21 protein-coding genes are annotated in these 21,014 nt (G+C 62.6%); 18 read left to right on the top strand and 3 right to left on the bottom strand.

Features of this window, described 5'->3' with window-relative positions; all coding sequences use genetic code 11:
* Positions 1–169 precede the first annotated feature (169 nt).
* The 3 genes from ACL9RI_RS10400 to ACL9RI_RS10390 form a co-directional block, all read right to left on the bottom strand.
* A complete protein-coding gene (locus tag ACL9RI_RS10400) occupies positions 170–727 on the bottom strand; it encodes an outer membrane protein (protein WP_422726482.1) in 558 nt (185 codons plus the stop codon).
* Between the two features lie 200 nt (positions 728–927).
* Positions 928–2,418: a sensor histidine kinase N-terminal domain-containing protein gene (locus ACL9RI_RS10395; RefSeq protein ID WP_422726481.1), complete on the bottom strand. Its 1,491-nt coding sequence runs from the start codon at positions 2,416–2,418 to the stop codon at positions 928–930.
* On the bottom strand, positions 2,415–3,137 hold the full coding sequence (locus tag ACL9RI_RS10390) for a response regulator (RefSeq protein WP_422726480.1): 723 nt from the start codon (positions 3,135–3,137) through the stop codon (positions 2,415–2,417). The genes ACL9RI_RS10395 and ACL9RI_RS10390 overlap by 4 nt, the downstream gene beginning before the upstream one ends.
* A gap of 218 nt (positions 3,138–3,355) precedes the next feature.
* Between ACL9RI_RS10390 and ACL9RI_RS10385 the strand changes: the two genes are divergently transcribed.
* The 18 genes from ACL9RI_RS10385 (at position 3,356) to ACL9RI_RS10300 (ending at position 20,989) form a co-directional block, all read left to right on the top strand.
* Entirely contained in the window at positions 3,356–4,420 is a 1,065-nt protein-coding gene (locus ACL9RI_RS10385) for a porin (RefSeq protein WP_422726479.1), read from the top strand.
* A 3-nt stretch (positions 4,421–4,423) separates the two neighbouring features.
* On the top strand, positions 4,424–5,413 hold the full coding sequence (locus tag ACL9RI_RS10380) for a Bug family tripartite tricarboxylate transporter substrate binding protein (RefSeq protein WP_422726478.1): 990 nt from the start codon (positions 4,424–4,426) through the stop codon (positions 5,411–5,413).
* Between the two features lie 53 nt (positions 5,414–5,466).
* Complete coding sequence (locus ACL9RI_RS10375) at positions 5,467–6,564, top strand: ABC transporter substrate-binding protein (RefSeq protein ID WP_422726477.1); 1,098 nt, start codon at positions 5,467–5,469, stop codon at positions 6,562–6,564.
* An 83-nt stretch (positions 6,565–6,647) separates the two neighbouring features.
* On the top strand, positions 6,648–8,438 hold the full coding sequence (locus ACL9RI_RS10370) for an ABC transporter permease (RefSeq protein WP_422726476.1): 1,791 nt from the start codon (positions 6,648–6,650) through the stop codon (positions 8,436–8,438).
* Between the two features lie 46 nt (positions 8,439–8,484).
* Positions 8,485–9,558: an ABC transporter ATP-binding protein gene (locus ACL9RI_RS10365; protein WP_422726475.1), complete on the top strand. Its 1,074-nt coding sequence runs from the start codon at positions 8,485–8,487 to the stop codon at positions 9,556–9,558.
* A 2-nt stretch (positions 9,559–9,560) separates the two neighbouring features.
* On the top strand, positions 9,561–10,607 hold the full coding sequence (locus ACL9RI_RS10360; RefSeq protein WP_422726474.1) for an AbrB family transcriptional regulator: 1,047 nt from the start codon (positions 9,561–9,563) through the stop codon (positions 10,605–10,607).
* Between the two features lie 537 nt (positions 10,608–11,144).
* The gene (locus ACL9RI_RS10355; RefSeq protein ID WP_422726473.1) at positions 11,145–11,912 is read left to right on the top strand and encodes a beta-ketoacyl synthase chain length factor; all 768 of its coding nucleotides are present in this window, start codon (positions 11,145–11,147) and stop codon (positions 11,910–11,912) included.
* A 22-nt stretch (positions 11,913–11,934) separates the two neighbouring features.
* Positions 11,935–12,708 carry a lysophospholipid acyltransferase family protein gene (locus tag ACL9RI_RS10350; protein WP_422726528.1) on the top strand — a complete coding sequence of 258 codons (774 nt, stop codon included), beginning with the start codon at positions 11,935–11,937 and terminating at the stop codon, positions 12,706–12,708.
* On the top strand, positions 12,701–12,955 hold the full coding sequence (locus tag ACL9RI_RS10345; RefSeq protein ID WP_183740574.1) for a phosphopantetheine-binding protein: 255 nt from the start codon (positions 12,701–12,703) through the stop codon (positions 12,953–12,955). The genes ACL9RI_RS10350 and ACL9RI_RS10345 overlap by 8 nt, the downstream gene beginning before the upstream one ends.
* A 30-nt stretch (positions 12,956–12,985) precedes the next feature.
* Entirely contained in the window at positions 12,986–13,243 is a 258-nt protein-coding gene (locus tag ACL9RI_RS10340) for an acyl carrier protein (RefSeq protein ID WP_422726527.1), read from the top strand.
* Positions 13,244–13,246: 3 nt separating this feature from the next.
* Positions 13,247–13,792, top strand: a complete 546-nt coding sequence (locus ACL9RI_RS10335; protein WP_422726472.1) for a hypothetical protein — start codon at positions 13,247–13,249, stop codon at positions 13,790–13,792.
* Positions 13,785–15,578 carry an AMP-binding protein gene (locus ACL9RI_RS10330; protein ID WP_422726471.1) on the top strand — a complete coding sequence of 598 codons (1,794 nt, stop codon included), beginning with the start codon at positions 13,785–13,787 and terminating at the stop codon, positions 15,576–15,578. The genes ACL9RI_RS10335 and ACL9RI_RS10330 overlap by 8 nt, the downstream gene beginning before the upstream one ends.
* Positions 15,579–15,582: 4 nt before the next feature.
* Positions 15,583–16,671 (top strand): class I SAM-dependent methyltransferase, encoded by a 1,089-nt coding sequence (locus ACL9RI_RS10325; RefSeq protein WP_422726470.1) that lies wholly within the window; start codon positions 15,583–15,585, stop codon positions 16,669–16,671.
* Positions 16,664–17,419 carry a glycosyltransferase family 2 protein gene (locus ACL9RI_RS10320; RefSeq protein WP_422726469.1) on the top strand — a complete coding sequence of 252 codons (756 nt, stop codon included), beginning with the start codon at positions 16,664–16,666 and terminating at the stop codon, positions 17,417–17,419. The genes ACL9RI_RS10325 and ACL9RI_RS10320 overlap by 8 nt, the downstream gene beginning before the upstream one ends.
* The gene (locus ACL9RI_RS10315; RefSeq protein ID WP_422726468.1) at positions 17,416–18,387 is read left to right on the top strand and encodes an acyltransferase; all 972 of its coding nucleotides are present in this window, start codon (positions 17,416–17,418) and stop codon (positions 18,385–18,387) included. The genes ACL9RI_RS10320 and ACL9RI_RS10315 overlap by 4 nt, the downstream gene beginning before the upstream one ends.
* The gene (locus ACL9RI_RS10310; RefSeq protein WP_422726467.1) at positions 18,374–19,942 is read left to right on the top strand and encodes an HAL/PAL/TAL family ammonia-lyase; all 1,569 of its coding nucleotides are present in this window, start codon (positions 18,374–18,376) and stop codon (positions 19,940–19,942) included. The genes ACL9RI_RS10315 and ACL9RI_RS10310 overlap by 14 nt, the downstream gene beginning before the upstream one ends.
* Positions 19,935–20,381 carry an acyl-CoA thioesterase gene (locus ACL9RI_RS10305; RefSeq protein ID WP_422726466.1) on the top strand — a complete coding sequence of 149 codons (447 nt, stop codon included), beginning with the start codon at positions 19,935–19,937 and terminating at the stop codon, positions 20,379–20,381. The genes ACL9RI_RS10310 and ACL9RI_RS10305 overlap by 8 nt, the downstream gene beginning before the upstream one ends.
* Positions 20,378–20,989 (top strand): outer membrane lipoprotein carrier protein LolA, encoded by a 612-nt coding sequence (locus ACL9RI_RS10300; RefSeq protein ID WP_422726465.1) that lies wholly within the window; start codon positions 20,378–20,380, stop codon positions 20,987–20,989. Before ACL9RI_RS10305 ends, ACL9RI_RS10300 begins: the two co-directional genes overlap by 4 nt.
* The last annotated feature ends 25 nt before the right edge of the window (positions 20,990–21,014 follow it).

Below are 21,014 nucleotides of genomic sequence, written 5' to 3'. Positions count from 1 at the left end.
TCACTCAGGCGCAGCCTCCTTGCATGGCGATAGGCCGCCTGTCTGCGCCACTCCAGCGCTTGCGCAAGGGGCTGGACGATCTCCTGAATGCAGAAAGGCCCGGTCGAAAATTCGACCGGGCCTTCAAAGCCAGGCTAATCGCTGGATTTTAATTCACAAAAATCGTGAATTAGAATTTGTAGCGCAGGCCTACCGAGAATTGCGATGCCTTGATGTTCACGCCGTTGTTGTCGACGGTTTTGCCGAAGTGTTCGTATTCAGCAACTGCCGACAGGTTTTTATTGATGTTGTACGCAGCGCCTACGCCGATCAGGGCGGAGGTTTTGTTTTGCGATTCGCTGAAGTTGAAATTGGTGTCGCTCAGTTTCAGTTTGGTGTGATTGCGCGTAATACCAACTTTAGCCAGCAGCGAGAATTGTTCGTTCAGTGGCAGGGTGCCGGTAGCAGCTGCGTACAATGCGCTGGTTTCGGCGCTGAACGCTTCGGTGCCATCATTTTGTTTGATTTTGCCGAAATTAACATAACCACCTTCTACGCCGAAATTGGCGGTGAAATCGTAGCCAGCATAGGCTTTGAAGCTGGTTTTGTTTTCTTTGCCCCAACCGTCGCCGCCGGCTTTCAATTCCGAACGACCGATATTGCCGCCAACATAAGCGCCTTCAGCTTGTGCGAACAATGGGAATGCCAGAGCGGCGCCTACGACTACTGCAAACAATTGCTTTTTCATTTTATTCCTAAGAAATTAATTAATGCGGAAAGATGGTCTTGCCGCTTAATGGAAGGCGAATTCTATAGGGATAAATATATTTACGTAAGGCAATTGATTAATATGAATGTCAATTAAGTATTAAAAATAAATTACTTGTTGTTTTTAAGCAACATGCAATTTTTAGCGTCGCGCCGCAGCCCTGTCATGTTTTATGGAAGTCAACGCGCCAGGTTGAAGTGCACGCTAACCTTCAAGCCATGGCCATTGGCCGCCGTGGCCAGTTCCAGCCTGGCGTGGTGCAGGGCGGCAATGTCGCGCACGATGGCCAGGCCCAGGCCGGCGCCGCCGGGATTGCGCTCGAGTGCCGAGGCGACCCGGTAAAACGGCGTGAAAACGCGTTCGCGTTCGGCCGGCGCAATGCCGGCGCCACTGTCTTCCACTTCCAGCACGGCGCCATGCAGGGACTCTGGCGCCGCAGCCCGCACGCGCAAGACTACGTTGCCGCCCGGTGGCGTATAGCGCAGCGCGTTGTCGACCAGGTTGGCGATCAGTTCATGCAGCAGCAGGGCTTGCCCTTGTACGGGCGCTTCGTCGGCCGCTTCCAGCGACAGGTCGATATCGCGGCTGACGGCGCTCATGGCCATTTCCAGGCCCACCTGCTGCGCCACTTCACGCAGCGACACGCTTTCCATGGGCAGGTTTTCGCCGCCATGTTCGATGCGGGCCAGGGTCAGCAGGCGGTTGGCCAGCAGCACGGTGGAATCGGTGGTGCTGGCGATGGACTTCACGATGTCGCGCAAGGCCGCCATATTGTGCGGATTGTCCGGGTGGCGGTCGCATTCGCGCAAAGCCAGTTCGGCCTGCGTTTTGAGCACCGTCAGCGGCGTGCGCAGCTGGTGCGAGGCGTCCGCGATAAAGCGGCGCTGGCTGGCGATCAGTTGCTGCAAGCGTCCCATGGCGCCATTCATGGCGCTCACCAGCGGCCGCATTTCGCGGTGCACCAGGCTGGGATCGACGTCGGACAGGTCGGACAGGGTGCGCGTTTCCACTTCCGTTTTCAAGCGCATCAGGGGCTGCAGCACCAGCCGCACGGCAAACCACACCAGGCCGCCCATCAGCAGCACCATGGCTGCCTGCCACAGCAGGGTGTCGAGCAGGATCTGGTTCGACAGGCCGCGCCGGGCGTCCAGCGTCTCCGCCACCTGTATCAGGGCGATGCCGCGCATCGAGTCGTCGTAGACGGGCTGCAGCAGGGCGGCGATGCGTATCGGCTTGCCGTGGTAATCGGCGTGGTAGAAGCGCACCAGGGCGGGATAATTTTCCGAGCGGGGCACGTTTTTCGGCACCGGCGGCAAGTCGTCGTAGCCCGATACCAGCTCGCCGTTCAAGCCCGTGACCTTGTAGTAGATGCGGCCCAGGGTGTCGGTTTCGAAGCTGTCGAGCGCCACATAGGGCACTTCCGCCACCACCTTGCCGCCGACGATCGAGACTCTTTCCGCCAGCGCCCGCGTGGAGGCCAGCAGCGAGCGGTCGTAGGCCATGTCGGCCGCATCGAGCGCATTGCGGTAGACGAAGACGGCGTCCAGCAGCACCAGTATCACCAGCGGTATCAGCAGCCAGCGCAGCAGCTGGCTGCGCAGGCTGCCCAGCGTCCGGCCCTGGGCAAAGCGTAGCCGCAGGCGTTCCAGCAGGGGCCGGCGGGCCGTCATTTCGACGCCGTGCCCGCCATGGCGCTGCGCGGTTGCAGCAGGTAGCCGATGCCGCGCAGCGTGGTGATGGCGGCGCCATCGGGGTTGCCGCTGTCGACGCCGTTTTCCAGTTTCTTGCGCACGCGGTGGATATACAGCTCGATGGCGTCGAGGTTGGCGTCGTCGGCCAGCGCGAAGACTTCATCGAACAGTTTTTCTTTCGATACGGCGCGGCCGGAGCGCGTGATCAGCGCTTCGAGCACCGCATGTTCGCGCGGCGTCAGCGCCAGCGCCGCGCCGGCATAGCTGAACATGCGCGTGACCGTGTCGAAACTGAGCGCGCCGCAGTGGTGCACCAGTGCTTCGTTGCCCTGGCTGCGGCGCAGCAGGGCTTTGACGCGCGCCTCCAGCTCGGCCAGCTCGAACGGCTTGGCCATGTAATCGTCGGCGCCCAGGTTCAGGCCCTGGACTTTTTCATCGAGGCCGCCGCGCGCCGTCAGTATCATGACGGGCGTCTTGCCGCGCGTGCCGCCACGCGCGCGCAGGCGGCGCAGCACGTCCAGGCCATCCATCTTGGGCAAGGTCAGGTCGAGCAGCACCAGCGAGTATTCCTGCGTGTGCAGCAGGGCGTCGGCATCGGCGCCGGTGTGGGCTGTCTCCACCGTCAGGTGCGCGTCGCGCAGGGCCTTTGCCAGCCAGTGCGACAGTTCCAGATGGTCTTCCACTAATAGTATGCGCATGGTCTCCGCCATTCGTTTGAAAAGGGTGCCAGTGTAAGCCTGCCGTTGCATCGCCGATAGCATCCATGCCGAATAAGTTTCGGCCGCTTGTGGCTGCCTGACGACAGCTTTCACTCTGAAAGCCAATTGAAAGGATGGTTCTCATATAGTGTGCTCCTGATTCACAGAAGTGATCAGGCATATCACTCATAACTATATCTAAAAACAGGGGACACTCCATGAAACAAACCGCACTCTCTCTGGCCGCCATGGCCGTTCTCGCCGCCGCTGCCGGTGGCGCGCAAGCCCAGTCCAACGTCAGCGTCTACGGTTTGCTCGATGTCGGTATCGACAACATCAGCAATGCCTCGCCATCGAAAGGTTCGGTCAGCCGCGTCAGTTCGGGCGGCATGAATACCTCGCGCTGGGGTTTGCGCGGCAGCGAAGACCTGGGCGGCGGCCTGAAAGCCGTCTTCAACCTGGAAGGCGGCATCCTGATGGACACGGGCGCGTCCGACGGCGCGCTGTTCAAGCGCCAGGCTTATGTGGGCCTGGAAGGCAGCTATGGCCGCCTGGTGCTGGGCCGCTCGTTTACCACCGTGTACGACTTCGTGCTGCCGTTCGATCCACTGGCCTACGCGCCTAATTACTCGTGGGCAACCTCGGGCAACGCCACCGGTCCCAGCAAATATGGCATGACCACGGCCTTTGACAATATGGTCAAGTATTCGGGCAGCAGCGGCGACTTCAAGTACGGCGCCTCGTACGGTTTCGGCGAACAGTCGACCGGCGCCAAGGACAGCGCCAAGTTTTCTGGCGGCGTGACCTACAAGGCCGGTCCGGTCAGCCTGCTGGCTACCTATGAACGGGTCAACGGCAATACGATCGCCAACGGCGAGCGTGACAAGACCACCGCCTATCACCTGGGTGCGATGTATAGCGAAGGCGCATGGAAGGTACAAGCCGTGGCGCGCGATTACAAGCTTGATCCGGCCGCCACCGGCAAGCCCGATGTGCGCGGCACCATCTACTGGGGTGGCGTCAGCTACCTGACCGCGCCGGCCGTTACCCTGACCGGCGCCATCTACTACCAGGACGTGAAGAACGTGCCGGCCGGTACGGACGCCGACCCGATCATGTACGTGGCGCGCGTGCGCTATGCGCTGTCCAAGCGCACCGACCTGTATGTGGTGGGTGCTTATGCCAAGGCCAAGAACAACCAGCTGGTCGGCCTGTCGCGCGACGAGCCAGGTTTCGGCAGCACGCAGCGCGGCGTGATGACTGGCATCCAGCACCGCTTCTGATCCATGGCCATGTTGCGCACTCTTTTCCTGGTGTTGGCCTTTCTGCCGCCGCTTGCCCTGGCGGCGGAAAGCGGTGCTGCCACTGCCTCGGCGCCAGTCGAATGCGTGGTGCCGTCCAAGCCGGGCGGCGCCATGGACCTGACCTGCAAGCTGGCGAAAAAAGGGCTGGCGCTGCAGGAGAGCCAGTCACGGCCCATGCACATCAGCTACCTGCCTGGTGGTATCGGCGCCGTCGCCTGGCATTCGATGGCGTCGCAGCGCCGCCGGGCCGAGGCCGACACCCTGGTGGCGTTTTCGGGCGGCTCGCTGCTCAACCTGGCGCAGGGCAAGTTCGGCAACGCCAGGGCCGGCGACGTGCGCTGGGTGGCGGCATTGGGCACCGACTACGGCATGATCGCCGTGCGCAGCGATTCACCCTACAAGACATTGGCCGACCTGATCGAAGCGCTGCGCCAGCATCCGGACAAGGTGCTGATCGGCGTGTCCGGCACCATCGGCAGCCAGGACTGGCTGAAGATGGCGCTGGTGGCGCGCCAGGCCGGCATCGATCCCAAGGTGCTGCGCTTCGTCGCACTCGAAGGCGGCGGCGAAGTGTTTACGGCGATGCAGGCCAATCATGTGCAGGTGGTGTCGGGCGATACCTCCGAAGCGACCCTGAACGCGGATGGCCAGCATGCACGCGTGCTGGCCGTGCTGGCCGAGCAGCGCCTGCCTGGCGTGCTGGCCGGCGTGCCGACGGCGCGCGAGCAGGGCGTCGACGTGGTCTGGCCGATCATTCGCGGCGTGTGGATGGGACCGCAAGTGCCGGACGCCGACTATCGGCGCTGGGTGGCCACGTTTGACCGCATGATGGCCACGCCGGAATTTGCCAGCCTGCGGGCCAAGGCAGGCTTGTTTCCCTTCGCCCTGACGGGGCCGCAACTGACCAGCTACGTAAAAAAAGCGGTCGACGACTACACCAAACGAGCCAGCGAACTGGGCCTGGTTCGCTGAACGGCATAGCAAGCAGCAGCCATAAAAAACTTTTACAGACGGAGACCTTTACCATGCAAACCAAAACCATCCTCCAGGCAGCGCTCGCCGCCGCCTTTGCCAGCCTGGCCGGCGCCGCCTTCGCGCAAGTGCCTCCTGGCTACCCTGCCGACTACCAGAAGATCATCGACGCCGCCAAGAAGGAAGGCAAGGTCGTTATCTACGGCGCCACCGACAGCAAGGCCACGGCGCCGCTGATCAAGGATTTCAATGCCCTGTACCCCGGCATCACGGTTGAATACAACGACATGAATTCGACCGAAGTGTATAACCGCTTCATTTCCGAAGTGGCGGCCGGCGGCAATACGGCCGACGTGATGTGGTCGTCGGCGATGGACTTGCAGATGCGCCTGGCCTCGGACGGCTATGCGCTGAAATACAAATCGGTGGAAGCGGCCAAGATTCCAGGCTGGGCCATGTGGGACGACATGGCCTATGGCACCACGTTCGAGCCGGCCGCCATCGTCTACAACAAGCGCCTGCTCGACGCCAAGGAAGTGCCGCAGACGCATGCCGACTTCGCCAAGCTGATCACGACGCCGAAGTTCAAGGATAAAGTCACCACCTACGATATCGAAAAATCGGGCGTGGGCTTCATGTTCATGGCGCAGGACGCCAAGGAAAATCCACAGTTCCTGGGCTTGCTGAACGCGTTTGGCACGGCCAAGGTGCGCGTGCAATCGTCGACCGGCACCATGATGGAGCGTATCTCGTCGGGTGAAAACCTGATCGGCTACAACGTGCTGGGCTCCTACGCGCTGGTGCGCGCCAAGGCCGACCCGTCGATCGGCGTGGTGCTGCCGAAGGATTACACCCTGATCCTGTCGCGCGTGCAGTTCATCAACAAGAACGCCAAAAACGTCAACGCCGGCAAGCTGTGGCTCGATTATGTGCTGTCGCAGCGCGGCCAGACCGTGATCGCCAATGACTCGAAACTGTTCGCCATCCGCGCGGACGTGAAGGGCGAAACCACGTCGGCTGACTTGATCAAGATCATTGGCGCAGACAACATCAAGCCGGTGCCCGTGCACCCGATCATCCTGCAATTCCTGGGGCCAGCCAAGCGCATGGCCTTCTTGAAGCAGTGGAAAGAAACGGCCGGCAAGAAGTAAAGCCGTCTCAAGCCGCGCGCAGGTAGCAGCGAGTACCTGCCACCTGCGCGCGGATGCCGCACCCTTCATTCATTGGATTCATCATGCAAACTGCCATCTTGCCGTTACCTGTACGGTCACGCTCTCTCTTGTCGCGCCTGAACTGGTCGCGCGGCGTCGTCGTGACGCTCACCTGCATCGCCATTTTCCTGCCGCTGTTCCTTATTTTTTATCAGAGCTTTCTGTCCGCACCGTTCTTCATGCCGGTGCGCGAATTCGGCTTTGACTCTTACCGTTTCATCTTCGATGATCCCGATTTTTCGATGGCCTTCAAGAATGGCCTGATGCTGGCCCTGGGCCTGACCGTGATCGCCGTGCCGCTGGGCGGCATGCTGGCCTTTTTGATGGTGCGCACCGATTTGCCGGGCCGCAGCTGGGTGGCGCCCATGCTGCTGGTGCCGATTTTCGTCTCGCCGATGGTGATGGGCTTTGGTTATGTGGTGTCGATGGGGCCCGTGGGCTTTTACTCGATCTGGGCCAAGGAGCTGCTCGGCTTCGTGCCCTGGAATATCTATTCGTTTACCAGCATCGTCATCATCGCCGGGCTGACGCACGTGCCGCACGTCTACCTGTACGCCTCGTCGGCCCTGAAAAGCCTGGGTTCGGACGTGGAAGAGGCAGCCCGCGTGGCCGGCGCCTCGCCGATCCAGGTCATGCTGAACGTGTCGCTGCCGATGATCATGCCGGCGCTGGCGTATGCGGGCGTGCTGGTGTTCTTCCTGGGTTTTGAAGTATTCGGCCTGGTGCTGGTGCTCGGTGATCCGGAAGGCCATCTGGTGCTGCCGACCTATCTGTACAAGCTGACCAATAAGCTGGGCACACCGTCGTACCACCTGATGGCCGCCGTGGCCGTCTGCCTGGTGATGGTCACCATGCCGCTGGTGATGATACAGCGCTGGCTGCTGAAATCGGCCAATAAATATGTATCGATCAAGGGCAAGGGCGCGCGCAGCAAGGCCATGCCGCTGGGCCGCTGGAAATGGCTGGCGTTTGCCTTGCTGGCCGGCTGGCTGCTGTTTACGATCATCCTGCCACTGACGGGCATCGTGCTGCGCTCCTTCGTGCAGTACTGGGGCGAGGGCGTGCACCTGGCCGACGTGCTGACCCTGCAGCATTTCCGCGATATTTTCGAACAGCCTTCGCTGGTGCGCGGCATCGTCAACACCATCCTGATCGGCGTGGTCGGCGGCGCACTGGCCGTGGCCTGCTACAGCTTTATCGCGCTGGCCATGCACCGCAAGCAGGACGGCATCACGCGCCTGCTCGACTACAGCGTGCTGGTGCCGCGCGCCGTGCCAGGCCTGCTGGCCGGCCTGTCGTTCCTGTGGGTGTTCCTGTTCGTGCCGGCCTGGCTGGACGGCATGTTGAAAGGCGTCGACAACGGCGTGGCCATGTGGCTGAGCGCCCATCTGATCCCGGCGCTGCGCGAAGTGCGTTCGACCATTTTCGCCCTGTGGCTGGCGTATTCGGTGGTGTGGATGGCCTACGGCATGCGCCTCATTTCCACCGCACTGCTGCAAGTGGGGCCGGAACTGGAAGAGGCGGCGCGCGCCGTCGGCGCCAGCCGCGGCCAGGTGACGCGCGACGTGACTTTGCCCTTGATCAAGTACGGCTTGCTGGGCGCCTGGCTGATGGTGTTCCTGATCTTCGAGCGCGAATATTCGACCGGCGTATATCTGCTGTCGCCAGGCACGGAAGTGATCGGCGCGATGCTGGTCTCGCTGTGGGCGGGCGGTTCCACCGACCTGGTGGCGGCGCTGTCCTTCATCAACATCACCCTGGTGGCCATCGGCCTGGGGATCGCGCTGCGCTTTGGCGTGAAGTTACACAACTAAGTTACACAACTAAGCTGCATAACAAATTAAAGACTGAGACAAGACCATGAATGAATTGACCGTCAATGAGCTGTATCTCGATTACGGCACCGGCGCCTCCGCCAACCAGATCCTGAAAGGGGTCTCGATGCATCTGAAAAAAGGCGAAGTGGTTGCCTTGCTGGGGCCTTCGGGCAGCGGCAAGACCACCTTGCTGCGCGCGGTCGCCGGACTGGAAAGCCCGAAGGGCGGCACGATTGAAATCGGCGAACGCAATGTGTTCGATGGCGCGAAAAATTTCGAGATGCCGGCCGAGCAGCGCAACCTGGGCCTGGTGTTCCAGTCCTACGCGCTGTGGCCGCACAAGACCGTCTTCGACAACGTCGCCTACGGCCTGAAATTGCGCAAGATGGGCGGCACGGAAACGGCCGCGCGCGTCAAGGAAGTGCTGACGCAGCTGGGCCTGGGACACCTGGGCGAGCGCTATCCGCATCAATTGTCCGGCGGCCAGCAGCAGCGCGTGGCGATCGCCCGCGCGCTGGTGTACAACCCGCCCGTGATCCTGCTCGACGAACCGCTGTCCAACCTGGACGCCAAGCTGCGCGAGGAAGCACGCGCCTTCCTGCGCGAACTGATCGTGCGCCTGGGGCTGTCGGCCCTGATGGTGACGCATGACCAGGCCGAGGCGATGGCCATTTCCGACCGCATTTTGCTGCTCAATAACGGCAAGATCGAGCAGCAGGGTACGCCGCAAAGCATGTATGAAACGCCCGACACCCTGTTCACGGCGGAATTCATGGGCAGTAACAACCGCCTGCCGGGCAAGGTGCTGCAGCGCGACGGCCAGCAGGTGCGCCTGCTGGTCGATGGCGCAACCATGCAGGGCGTGGCGCGCGGCGCCAGCACGGGCACGGAAGCGACCACCATGATCCGCGTGGAAGAGGTCAAGATCAGCGCTACCCAGGTGGAGAATTCGGTGCAGTTGCCGCTGCTGACCTGCATGTACCTAGGCGACCGCTGGGAATGCCTGTTCCAGCACGAGAGCGGCGACAATATCAGCCTGCGCGCGTATTCGCGCCACAAGCTTGAGGCGGGCAAGTACTGGCTGCATATGCCGGCCGATAAACTCTGGGTGTTTTAAAGATGGTGTGGTGGCCGCGCTGGCGCGCCTTCGCAGCGGCGCTGGCCGCCGGCCTGCTGGGTGCGGCCATCTGCCTGTGGCTGCAGACACCGTTGCCGTGGATGATAGGTCCCTTGTTTGCCACCGCCGCGCTGCGCCTGGCGGGGCGCGAACTGGCTTGTCCGGTGCGCGTGCGCGAAGCAGGGCAGTGGGCCATCGGTACGGCGCTGGGCCTGTATTTCACGGCGCCCGTGCTGGCCGTGCTGGCTTCGTACACGCCGTGGATTGTGCTTGGCGTGGTGGTTGCATTGGCGCTGGGCTGGCTCGGTGGGCTGGCGCTGCAGCGCCTGGCCGGCGTGGACCGCGCCACCGCCTTTTTTGCCATGGCCGTCGGTGGCGCTTCCGAGATGGCGGTGCAGAGCGAACGCCATGGCGCCAATGTGGGCCGGGTCGCCGCCGCGCACAGCCTGCGCATGATGCTGGTGGTGGCGACGATACCGTTCGGCGTGCGTTACTGGGGCAGCCATGGGCTGGAAGAAGGGCATGAGAATTTCGTGCCCGGCGCCGCCATGGTCGACTATGGCGGGCTGGCGCTGCTGGTGCTGGTCACGGTGGCCGCCGCGCTACTCTTCAAGCGGGGCAAGCTGCCCAACGCCTGGGTCATCGGGCCGCTGCTGGCGGCGCTGCTGCTGACGGCGTTTGGCATCCACTTGTCGCGCCTGCCCGAATGGATGATACGCGCGGGCCAGCTGTTCATCGGCATCGCGCTGGGCACGCGTTTTACGCCCGATTTTTTGTACGCCGCGCCCCGTTTCCTGGCTGGCGTGGCCGCGTGCACCGTGGCCATGCTGCTGGCGGCTACCGCCTTCGGCCTGGGCCTGTCGCAGGCGATGGAGATACATGCCGGCACGGCCATCCTGGCCACTTCGCCGGGCGGCATCGCCGAGATGTCGCTGACGGCCAAGACCCTGCACCTGGGCGTACCCATCGTCACCGCTTTCCACGTGGCGCGCATGGTGGTGCTGGTATTGCTGATTGGGCCCTTATTTTCAGCATTGCACAAAAAATAACTGTATTGATTTAAAGGTTAAAGTCAAAACAGTGGGTTTTTTTATCCCGGCATCGAAAAACTTGAATATCCTTAAAATGATCCCGGTACGGAGATAACTGCCCATACCGTGAAAGTTCGGGAACATATATTTTTCCATGATGCATAAGCGCTCAATCCAGCCTCAACAGGGAATTATCAAAGAATCATCTCTGTCGCAGTGACGCAGAAGGGAATGGTTGTTACCTAAAAACAACAGCATATGGGTTGGAATATGTTGTTTTATTGCAACATTTCTTGAAATCCCTGTTGGGGCAACGTCTGCCGAAATGATGACTTCTTCCTTGAAACATAATGAAAAAAAGTGTTACAGATAGTAACGGAGCGCGGCGCATACTAAATTCTTGGTATTTTTACTTTCTATAAGAAAGTTGCTTCATGGATATTTGTTTTGTTTATTTTGATTGCCGTCGTTTATAATTTAAAAAGAACGCCGGCGGGGCTTTTTGCGTAGTTTTGACGTGAGTTCGACCTTTTATATGAGCTCAGGTAAATACATATGCGCACCCACGGTGTCCGTTTTTCCATCATCAGACATGCTGCCTGGGCTCCCGGTCTGGAGACGCCAGAACAGTGGCAGGCATGGGCGCAAAGTCCCCTGCCGCCTGCGCCCATTCCTCCCAGCGGTGAACCCGGCGTACGCCTGATGGCGCCCCTGTTGCGCCGCCGCGCCGGCCAGCTTGGCAAGATGGCGCTGGAAACGGCGTATGCCTGTCTGGGCGAACAGCGCGATATTCCCCTGGTATTTTGCTCGCGCCATGGCGAGGTAGGCCGCGCAGTCGAACTGTTGTCCGCGCTGGTGCAGGGCGAGCCCTTGTCTCCCACGGCGTTTGGCATGGCCGTGCATAACGCCAGCGCCGCGCTGTTTTCGATTGCCCGCGCAGACCACGCGAATCAGCTGGCCCTGGCTGCCGGCGGCGCCAGTATCGAGGCGGCGGTGATCGAGGCCTGCTCTCTGCTGGCCGATGGCGCGGCGCAGGTGCTGCTGCTGGCTGCCGACTGTCCCTTGCCCGCGCCATTCGGGGCGTTCGAGGATTGCCACGAGCAGCCGCATGCGTTTGCCTGGCTGCTGCAGGCCGATAACCGGGAGCAGGGCGCCCGTTTTGAATTGTCGTGGCGAGCGCTGGCGGGTGATGAGGGGGCGCCAGGTGCACAGGAGCGCGCCATGCCCGCCACCCTGGCGCTACAGCGCTTCATGCTGGGGGTAGCGCGCACGTACGAACATGCGGCCAATCGCCAGCAGTGGTGCTGGAGCCGTCTTGCGTAAGCTGGCGCCATGCCTGGCCCCCATGCGTGACGGACTGTCCCTGGGCTGGCGCACCGTCGCGACGGGGTTCAGCTTTGCCTCCTTTGGCATAGGCGGAGTACTGCTGCGGGTACTGGTGTTCCCCTTGCTGCATCTGCTGGTGTGGCGGCGCGAGATGCGCACAAGCTGCGCGCGCGCCATCATACGCTGGAGCTTTCGTTTTTACATAGGCCTGATGCGCGCTTTGGGGGTGCTGCGCTATGACTTGCGCGGTATCGACAAGCTGAAACGGGGAGGCTTGCTGATCCTTGCCAATCACCCGACCCTGATCGATACGATTTTCCTGATGGCGTATGTCAAACGGGCCGATTGCATCGTCAAGTCCGGCTTGTGGAACAACGTGTTTACGGGCGGGCCCGTGCGTGCCGCCGGCTACATCAATAACACGGGGGGCGCCGAACTGGTCGATGCCTGCCTGGCATCGCTGGCGCGCGGCAATAACCTGATCATTTTCCCGGAAGGGACGCGTACGCCGTATAGCGGCGAGATCGTGCTGAAACGTGGCGCTGCCAATATCGCCGTGCGTGGCCGCCGCGATGTCACGCCGGTGCTGATACGTTGCCGGCCTTCGACCCTGGGCAAGGGCGAAAAGTGGTGGCGCGTGCCCGCGCGCCGCGCGCACTTCGAGATCACGGTGCAGGACGATCTGGCGATCGATCAATTTACCGGGAATGGCGCCAGCGACGTGATGGCGGCGCGCACCTTAACCAATCATCTACAACATTACTTTAGCGGGATACAGGAACAACATGCTTGAACTGGAAGTGAAGGAACTGATCATCGAGGCGCTGCAGCTGGAAGACATCAGTCCCGCTGATATCGATGCCGATGCCCCCCTGTTCGTGGAAGGATTGGGACTCGATTCGATCGATGCGCTCGAGCTGGGCGTGGCGCTGCAGAAGAAATATGGCATTTCCCTGTCGGCTGATTCGGCCGATACGCGCCGCCACTTTGCCTCGGTACGGGCGCTCGCGGCGATGGTTGATACTCACAGAAAGAAGTAAGGGAGCAGCAAAATGGTAGACATGAGTGAAATGAGCCGCGATGAGCTGTATGCGTGGGTGGTGCAACTGCTGGCCGAGATGTTCGAATTGGACCCGGCAGTGCTGACGCCCCAGTCGAATCTGTACGCGGAACTCGATATCGACAGTATCGACGCGGTGGACCTGGCGGTGAAACTGAAGCAATTGACGGGCAAGCGCCTGCAGCCTGAAGTGTTCAAGACCATCCGCACGATCGACGATGTGGTCGAGGCGCTGCACGCGATGTCGCTGTCGGAGCAGGCGGTATAAAGCGTGCTGCTCAATGCCATCGCGCTGCTGCTGACCGTGCTCTATCCGCTGGCGATCTGGTTCGGTCATGGCCAGGTCGAGCCACGCTGGCTGGCCTTGCTGCTCTTGCTGGCGGTTGCCTGCCGCCTGCCCGCGCTGAAGTTGCAGCGTGCAGCGCGCTGGTCGGTGGCGGCCGGCCTGCTGCTGGCCGCCTGCGCCCTGTGGAGCAACCTGCTGCTGCCGCTGAAACTGTATCCGGTGCTGGTCAACGCGGTCTTGTTGCTGACCTTCGGCTACAGCCTGGGGACGCCGCAGTCCGTGGTGGAGCGGCTGGCGCGCCTGCGCGAAACGGATTTTCCACCCGCCGCCGTGCAGTACACGCGCCGCGTGACGCAAGTCTGGTGCGGCTTTTTCATCGTCAACGGCAGCATCGCACTGGGCACGGCGCTGTGGGCCAGTGAAGCCGTCTGGTCCCTGTACACGGGTCTGATCGCCTATATTTTAATGGGACTGTTATTCGGTGGCGAATACCTGGTCCGTTTGCGTTTTAAACGTCTGCATCATGCCTGAACCACGTACTCCCATTCTTGCGCTGGCCAGTCTCGCGCGCGCCTTGTGTACCCGTCCCGCCGCCATGCCGGCCGGCTGGCGCGACGGCGCAGCGCTCGATCATGCGCACTTTGTCGCGCGCATGGACGCCTGGGCCAGCTTGCTGGAAGGGCGGCAGGGCCGCCATTTTGCGCTGTACCTCGATGACAGCATCGAATTTGGCGCCGCGCTGCTGGGCGCCTGGCAGGCTGGCAAGACCATCTGGCTGACGGCCGATACCTTGCCGGCCAGCTGCGCCTCGCTGGCCGCGTCGGTCAACGGCTTCCTGGGCCAGTTCCCGGCGGCGTATGCGCCGCTGTCAGCGCCTGCCGAGGTTTCCGGTGTACGCCAGTGGACAGTGCTCGATGACGATTTCGCCGCGCTGGTGGTGCACACCTCGGGCAGCACCGGCGTGGCGCAAGCCATTCCGAAGAAGCTGTCCCAGCTGGGAAGCGAGATCGCCACGCTGGAACAGTTGTTTGGCGCGCGCGCCGGCGGTGCGGCGGTAGTGGCGACCGTGACGCACCAGCATATATATGGCTTGCTGTTCAAGGTCTTGTGGCCGCTGTGCGCCAGCCGTGCCGTGCATGCGTTCAGCGTGGATTTCCCGGAGCCGCTGGCTGCCTTGCTGGCGCAGGGGCCCTGCGTGCTGGCCGCCAGTCCGGCGCACCTGAAACGCCTGCCCGACTATCTGGACTGGTCCGGTGCGCGCAGCCAGCTGCGCGCCGTGTTTTCATCTGGCGGCCCGCTGGCACTGGACAGTGCATTGGCGGCGCAGCGCCTGCTGGGCTGCATGCCGTGCGAGATTTATGGCAGTTCGGAGACGGGCGGCGTGGCATGGCGCCAGCGCATGGCCGACCGGCCCGAGGACGATAGCTGGCAAGCGTTCCCCGGCGTGCAATGGCGTTTGCTGGACGACGATGGCGCGCTTGCCGTACGTTCGGCGCATCTGGCCGACGATGGCTGGCTGGCCCTGGCCGACCGCGCCCGGCAAACCGCCGAGGGACATTTCCAGCTGCTGGGACGCAGCGACCGTATCGTCAAGATCGAAGAAAAGCGCATCTCGCTGAGCGCCATCGAGGCGGCCTTGCTGGCCACGCCGCTGGTGGCAGAGGCGCGCGTGCTGCTGTGCGACGCGCCGGCTGGCGAACGCCAGAAGGTGGCTGCCTTTATCGTTTGCAGCGCTGCCGGCCGCGCGCTGCTGGAGGCGCAAGGCAAGCTGGCCCTGAACCGGCAACTGCAACTGGCCTTGAGTGGCCAGGTCGAAGCGGTCGCCTTGCCGCGCCGCTGGCGCTATCTGGATCACATGCCGATCAATGCCCAGGGCAAGACCACGCAGTCGCTGCTGCTGGCCTTGCTGGACAAGCCACGCTTGCCGCAGGCGCAGCTGCTCGAGTGCGCTGCCGAAGGCGAAGCGCCACGATTGCTGCTCGAATTGCGGGTGCCCGCCACGCTGTTTTATTTCGATGGCCATTTCACGGGCGCACCGTTGCTGCCTGGCGTGGTGCAAGTCGAGTGGGCGCTGCATTTCGCGCGCCTGCACCTGGCGCTGCCCGCGCGCTTTCGCGCCATGCATGCCCTGAAATTCCAGCAGCCCGTGCTGCCGGAGCGGCCGGTGCGCCTGCTGCTGGAGTATGACGCGGCCAAGGCCAGCCTGCATTTCCGCTATCTGTCGGACGCCGGCCAGCATGCCAGTGGCCGCATCGACTTTCATCCTGACGTCATTGCCGTTCCCGGTGGCGATTCCTCCCTACCTTTCCAGCCGTGAGCGCATGTTAGATAAAAAATTCTCGCCCGAACGCCAGAGTGCCTTTGCCGCCCGTTTCGAGGCGCAAAAAATCGCCTTCGGTCCCGTCGTTTTTCAGTGCGTGCGTTATGCCTGGAAGCGCGGCATGCTGCAGGCGCTGGCCGATACGGGCCACAGCGGCTTGAGCGTCGCCGAGATGGCCGCCAGCGGCCGCTGGACGGAGTATGCGCTGAAGGTGGCGCTGGAGTCGTGCCTGTCGGCTGGCGTCGTGTATCTGCGTGATGGAGCATATGTGCTCGACAAGGTGGGTTATTGCGTGCTGACGGACAGCATTACGCAGATTAACCTCGATTTCAACCACGACGTCTGTTACCAGGGCTTGTACGATCTTGACCGCTCGCTGGACGCCGAACAGCCGCTGGGACTGGCCGCACTGGGCGACTGGCCCACTTTGTACCAGGGCATGTCGGCGCTGCCGGAGCCGGCCAAGGGCAGCTGGTTCGCCTTCGACCATCACTATTCGGACACCTCCTTTCCCGAGATTTTCCCCGACGTTTTCGCCACCGCGCCGCGCCGCATCATGGACATCGGCGCCAATACGGGCAAGTTTGCCAGTGCGGCGCTAAATTACCGCGCCGGCGTGGAACTGCACCTGGTCGACCTGGAGCGCCAGTTGGCGGTGGCCGACCAGGCCCTGACTGCCGCCGGAGTGCGCGGCCGCGCCCATTTGCATGCCTGCGACCTGCTCGATGATGCGGCGCCGCTGCCAGCGGACATGGATTTGATCTGGATGAGCCAATTTCTCAGCTGCTTCAGCGAGGCCACCATCGCCAGCATCCTGCGCCGGGTGGTGCAGGCGCTGGGCCCGAACGGACAAGTGCTGATCATGGACACCTTCTGGGACCGCCAGCAATACGAGATTGCCGCCTACTGCCTGATCAACACCTCGCCGTACTTCACGGCCATGGCCAGCGGGAACAGCAAGATCTACCAGAGCACCGACTATATTCGCCTGGCCCAGGCAGCTGGCCTGGAATTGCTGACCACGCGCGACGGTATCGGGTATTGCCATTCGCTGCTGCGCTTTGGCCGCGCCGGAGCAGGCCGTGACTGAAGTCGCTTTCAATCCCTGTATCGTCATCCCGGTGTTTAACCATGAACATGCGATCGGCGCCGTGGTGGCGCGCTTGCTGGTCCATGGCGTGCCGCTGATCCTGGTCGACGATGGCAGCGCTGCTGCCGGTGCACTGGCGCTCGACGCGCTGGCAGCGGCGCATCCGGGCCAGCTGACGCTGCTGCGCCATACGCAGAACCAGGGCAAGGGCGGCGCCGTGCTGACCGCTTGCCGCCATGCACAGGCGCACGGCTATAGCCATGCACTGCAGATCGACGCCGATGGCCAGCACGAGACCCATGACGTGCCGCGTTTCCTGGCCCAGGCTCGGGCGGCACCATCGGCGGTCATCGTCGGCTATCCGCAGTATGACGAGTCGGTGCCGGCGGCGCGCTACTACGGCCGCTATGCGACGCACGTCTGGGTATGGATCAATACGCTGTCGCTGCAGATTCGCGACTCCATGTGCGGTTTCCGTGTTTATCCGCTGGCGCCGCTGATGGCCCTGGCGCAGCGGCGCCAGCTTGGGCAGCGCATGAACTTCGACACCGACGTGCTGGTGCGCCTGTACTGGGACGGCCTGGTCATGGTCAACCTGCCGACGCGGGTCGGCTACCCGAGCGACGGCGTCTCGCATTTCCAGCTGTGGCGCGACAATGTGCAGATCTCGGCCATGCACGCACGCCTGTTTTTCGGCATGCTGTGGCGCGCGCCGCGCCTGCTGGCACGTCACTGGCAGACGCGATGACGGCCAGCACGGACCAACAGCGCGGGCATTGGGCTGGCCTCAACGAAGTGGGCTTCGTGGCCGGCATGCGTGTGCTGTTCTGGATTTGCCGCGTCTTTGGCCGCTGGCCGTTCCGCATCGTGCTCTATCCGGTGCTGGCCTGGTATGTGCTGACCAAGCCGCGTGCGCGCCGTGTGTCGCGCGCCTATCTGCGCCGTATCGCCGCCTGTGGCGGGCCGGTCAACCTGAGCGTGATGCGGCACTTTGCCGCCTTTGCCGAAACCATCCTCGACAAGATGCTGCTGTGGGGTGGCCTGCATGACATGCGCAATGTGCGCCTGCATGGGACCGATGGCGCTGATGGCGTCAACCGATGCCTGGAAGAGGGGCGGGGCGCCTTGCTGATTTGTTCCCACCTGGGCAACCTGGACTTGTGCCGCGTGCTATCGCAGCGCAATGCGCGCTTGAAACTGACGGTGCTGGTGCATACGCGTCACGCGCAGGCGTTCAACCGCATGCTGGCGCGCCTGAATCCGGACAGCCAGCTCAATTTGCTGCAGGTGACGGAAATGACGCCGGCCACGGCCATGCTGCTGGCCGAGCGCGTGGCGCATGGCGAGTTCGTGGTGATCGCCGGCGACCGGATTCCCGTTTCACCCCAGCCGCGCGTGGCGCTGGCGCCTTTCCTGGGCCAGACGGCGGCGTTTCCCGTCGGCCCCTACGTACTGGCCAGCGTGCTGCAATGTCCCATCTATCTGCTGTTTTCGATGCGCATGGGCGGGTGTTCGGAAGTGCACTTCGAACTGCTGCGCAGCGCCGTGCATTTGCCGCGCAAGGCGCGCGACGCCATGCTGGCCGAACTGGCTGCCGATTATGCGGCGCGCTTGCAGCACCACTGCCTGCGCGCACCGCTTGAATGGTTCAATTTCTACGATTTTTGGCAACTCCCCGATACTACAAGACTGGATACTCCCGATGCATCTCGCTGACCTGAAACATACCCGGCGCGCCGTCCGCTTCGACCGCGAACGCCTGCGCATCGAAGACATTACCGATATCGCGCATGGCCGGGCCAGCGCGGAACTGTCCAGCGATCCCGTTTTCCTGGCGGCGATCACGCGCGGCGCCGATTTCCTCGACCGCCTGCTGCGCGAAGACGGCACCATCTACGGTGTGACCACAGGCTATGGCGACTCGTGCACCGTCACCGTGCCGCCGGAACTGGTGGCTGAATTGCCGCACCATCTGTACACCTATCATGGCTGCGGCCTCGGCGAATTTTTTACGCCAGCGCAGACGCGCGCCATTATGGCCACGCGCCTGGCTTCGCTCAGCAAGGGCTTTTCCGGTGTCAGCGTCGATTTGCTGGCGCAGATCGCGCGCCTGCTCGAGGCCGGCCTGCTGCCCTTGATTCCATCGGAAGGTTCGGTCGGCGCCAGTGGCGACCTGACGCCGCTGTCCTACCTGGCGGCGGTGCTGTGCGGCGAGCGCGAAGTGTGGCGCGACGGCGTGCAGGTGCCGGCCGAGCAGGCGCTGCGCGAAGCGGGCATCACGCCGCTGCGCCTGCGCCCGAAGGAAGGCCTGGCGATCATGAACGGCACCGCTGTCATGACTGCATTGGCCTGCCTGGCGTATGAGCGGGCCGAATACCTGGCCCGTCTGACGACGCGCATCACCGCCATGGCCTCGTTTGCGCTCGATGGCAATGCGCACCACTTCGATGAAACGCTGTTTTCCGTCAAACCGCATCCGGGCATGCAGCAAGTGGCTGCCTGGCTGCGTGAAGACTTGCCGACCGATACCTGGGAACGTAACGGCAAGCGCCTGCAGGACCGTTACTCGATCCGCTGCGCGCCGCATGTGATCGGCGTGCTGGCCGACGCCTTGCCGTGGCTGCGCTCGTCCATCGAGAACGAACTCAATAGCGCCAATGACAATCCCATCATCGATGCCGAGGGCGAACGCGTGCTGCATGGCGGCCATTTCTACGGCGGCCATATCGCCTTTGCCATGGACAGCATGAAGAACACGGTCGCCAACCTGGCCGACTTGCTGGACCGGCAAATGGCCTTGCTGGTCGATAGCCGCTACAACCAGGGCTTGCCGGCCAACCTGTCGGGCGCCACCGGTCCGCGCGCGGCCATCAATCACGGCCTGAAAGCCTTGCAGATCAGCGCGTCCGCGTGGACCGCCGAAGCGCTGAAACTGACCATGCCTGCGTCGGTATTTTCGCGCTCGACCGAATGCCACAACCAGGACAAGGTCAGCATGGGCACCATCGCCGCGCGCGATTGCCTGCGCGTGCTGGAATTGTGCGAGCAGGTGGCTGCCGCCTTGCTGATCACCGTGCGCCAGGGCGTCTGGCTGCGCTGCAAAGTCAATCCCGGCGTGGCGCCGCACCCGGCCCTGGCGCAGATGATGGCCGCGCTGGCCGACGATATCGCGCCAGTGGAAGAAGACCGCCGCCTCGATCCGGAACTGCGCGTGCTGCTCGAACGCATGCGCCGGCAGGCCTGGCCGCTGTACGGAGACGGGCATGCATAAGGTACGCGGCAAGGTTGCTGCGGCCAGCCGCTGGCATGCCGAAGTGCAGATGCAGGTGCAATTTTTCGACCTCGATCCGATGGAAATCGTCTGGCATGGCCGTTACGTGAAATACCTGGAAGTGGTGCGCTGTGCGCTGCTCGACAGCATCGGCTACAACTATCTGGAGATGAAGGCTTCCGGCTATGCCTGGCCAGTGATCGACATGCATCTGCGCTATGTGGCGCCGGCTACCTTTGGCCAGCGCCTGACCTTGCGCGCCGATCTGGTGGAATGGGAAGACCGCCTGAAGATCGAGTACCTGGTCACTGACAGCGTGACTGGCAAGCGCCTGAACCGCGCCAGCACGACCCAGGTGGCCGTCGATATCGCCAGCGGCGAGATGTGTTTTACCTCGCCGCCCATCCTGTTTGAAAAGTTGGGATTGACTAGCGTATGAAAAAAACTATGAAGACCCTGCTGGCGGCATGCTGCCTGGCGGCGATGGCGCCCCTGCAGGCGGCTGCGCCGGTGGCGAAAATTGAAGCCATGCTGGCTAAGCCGCAGCAGCTGTGCGGCCGTTTCGACCAGAGCAAGCAGTTGGCTGGCATGAAAAAAGCGCTGGCATCGAATGGCCGCTTTTGCGTGGTGGCGGGCAAGGGCGTGCTGTGGCGCACCCTGCAGCCATTTCCGAATACCTTGCGCCTGACGCGCGACGAGATCGTGCATTTCCAGGGCGACCGGGTGGCCATGCGCCTCGATGCGAAGACGGAACCGGTGGTCAAAATGATCAACAGCGTGCTGTTTTCGCTGCTGGGCGGCGACCTGGCGCAGCTCGATACGCTGTTCGAAGTCGATGGCAGCATCGATGGCGCCAGCTGGCAGGTGGCGCTGAAGGCGCGCCAGCCGGCGCTGGCCAAGGCGATCGGCAGCATCCGCCTCGATGGTGGCGCCTTCGTGAAAAACATCACGATCAGCGAAGCGAGCGGCGACCGCACCAGCATCGTGTTTTCGGCGATTGAAACGGGACCGTCGGCCATCACGGCGCAAGAGGCGGCCCTGTTTTGAATGTGCTGACGAACCGCGGACGGAC

Origin of the sequence: Janthinobacterium sp. Mn2066, from assembly GCF_049319705.1 — a bacterium.
In the GTDB taxonomy this organism is placed as follows: Bacteria; Pseudomonadota; Gammaproteobacteria; order Burkholderiales; family Burkholderiaceae_D; genus Janthinobacterium.
Note: the sequence above shows the minus strand (reverse complement) of the source record. Positions and strands in the feature narration are given on the sequence as shown.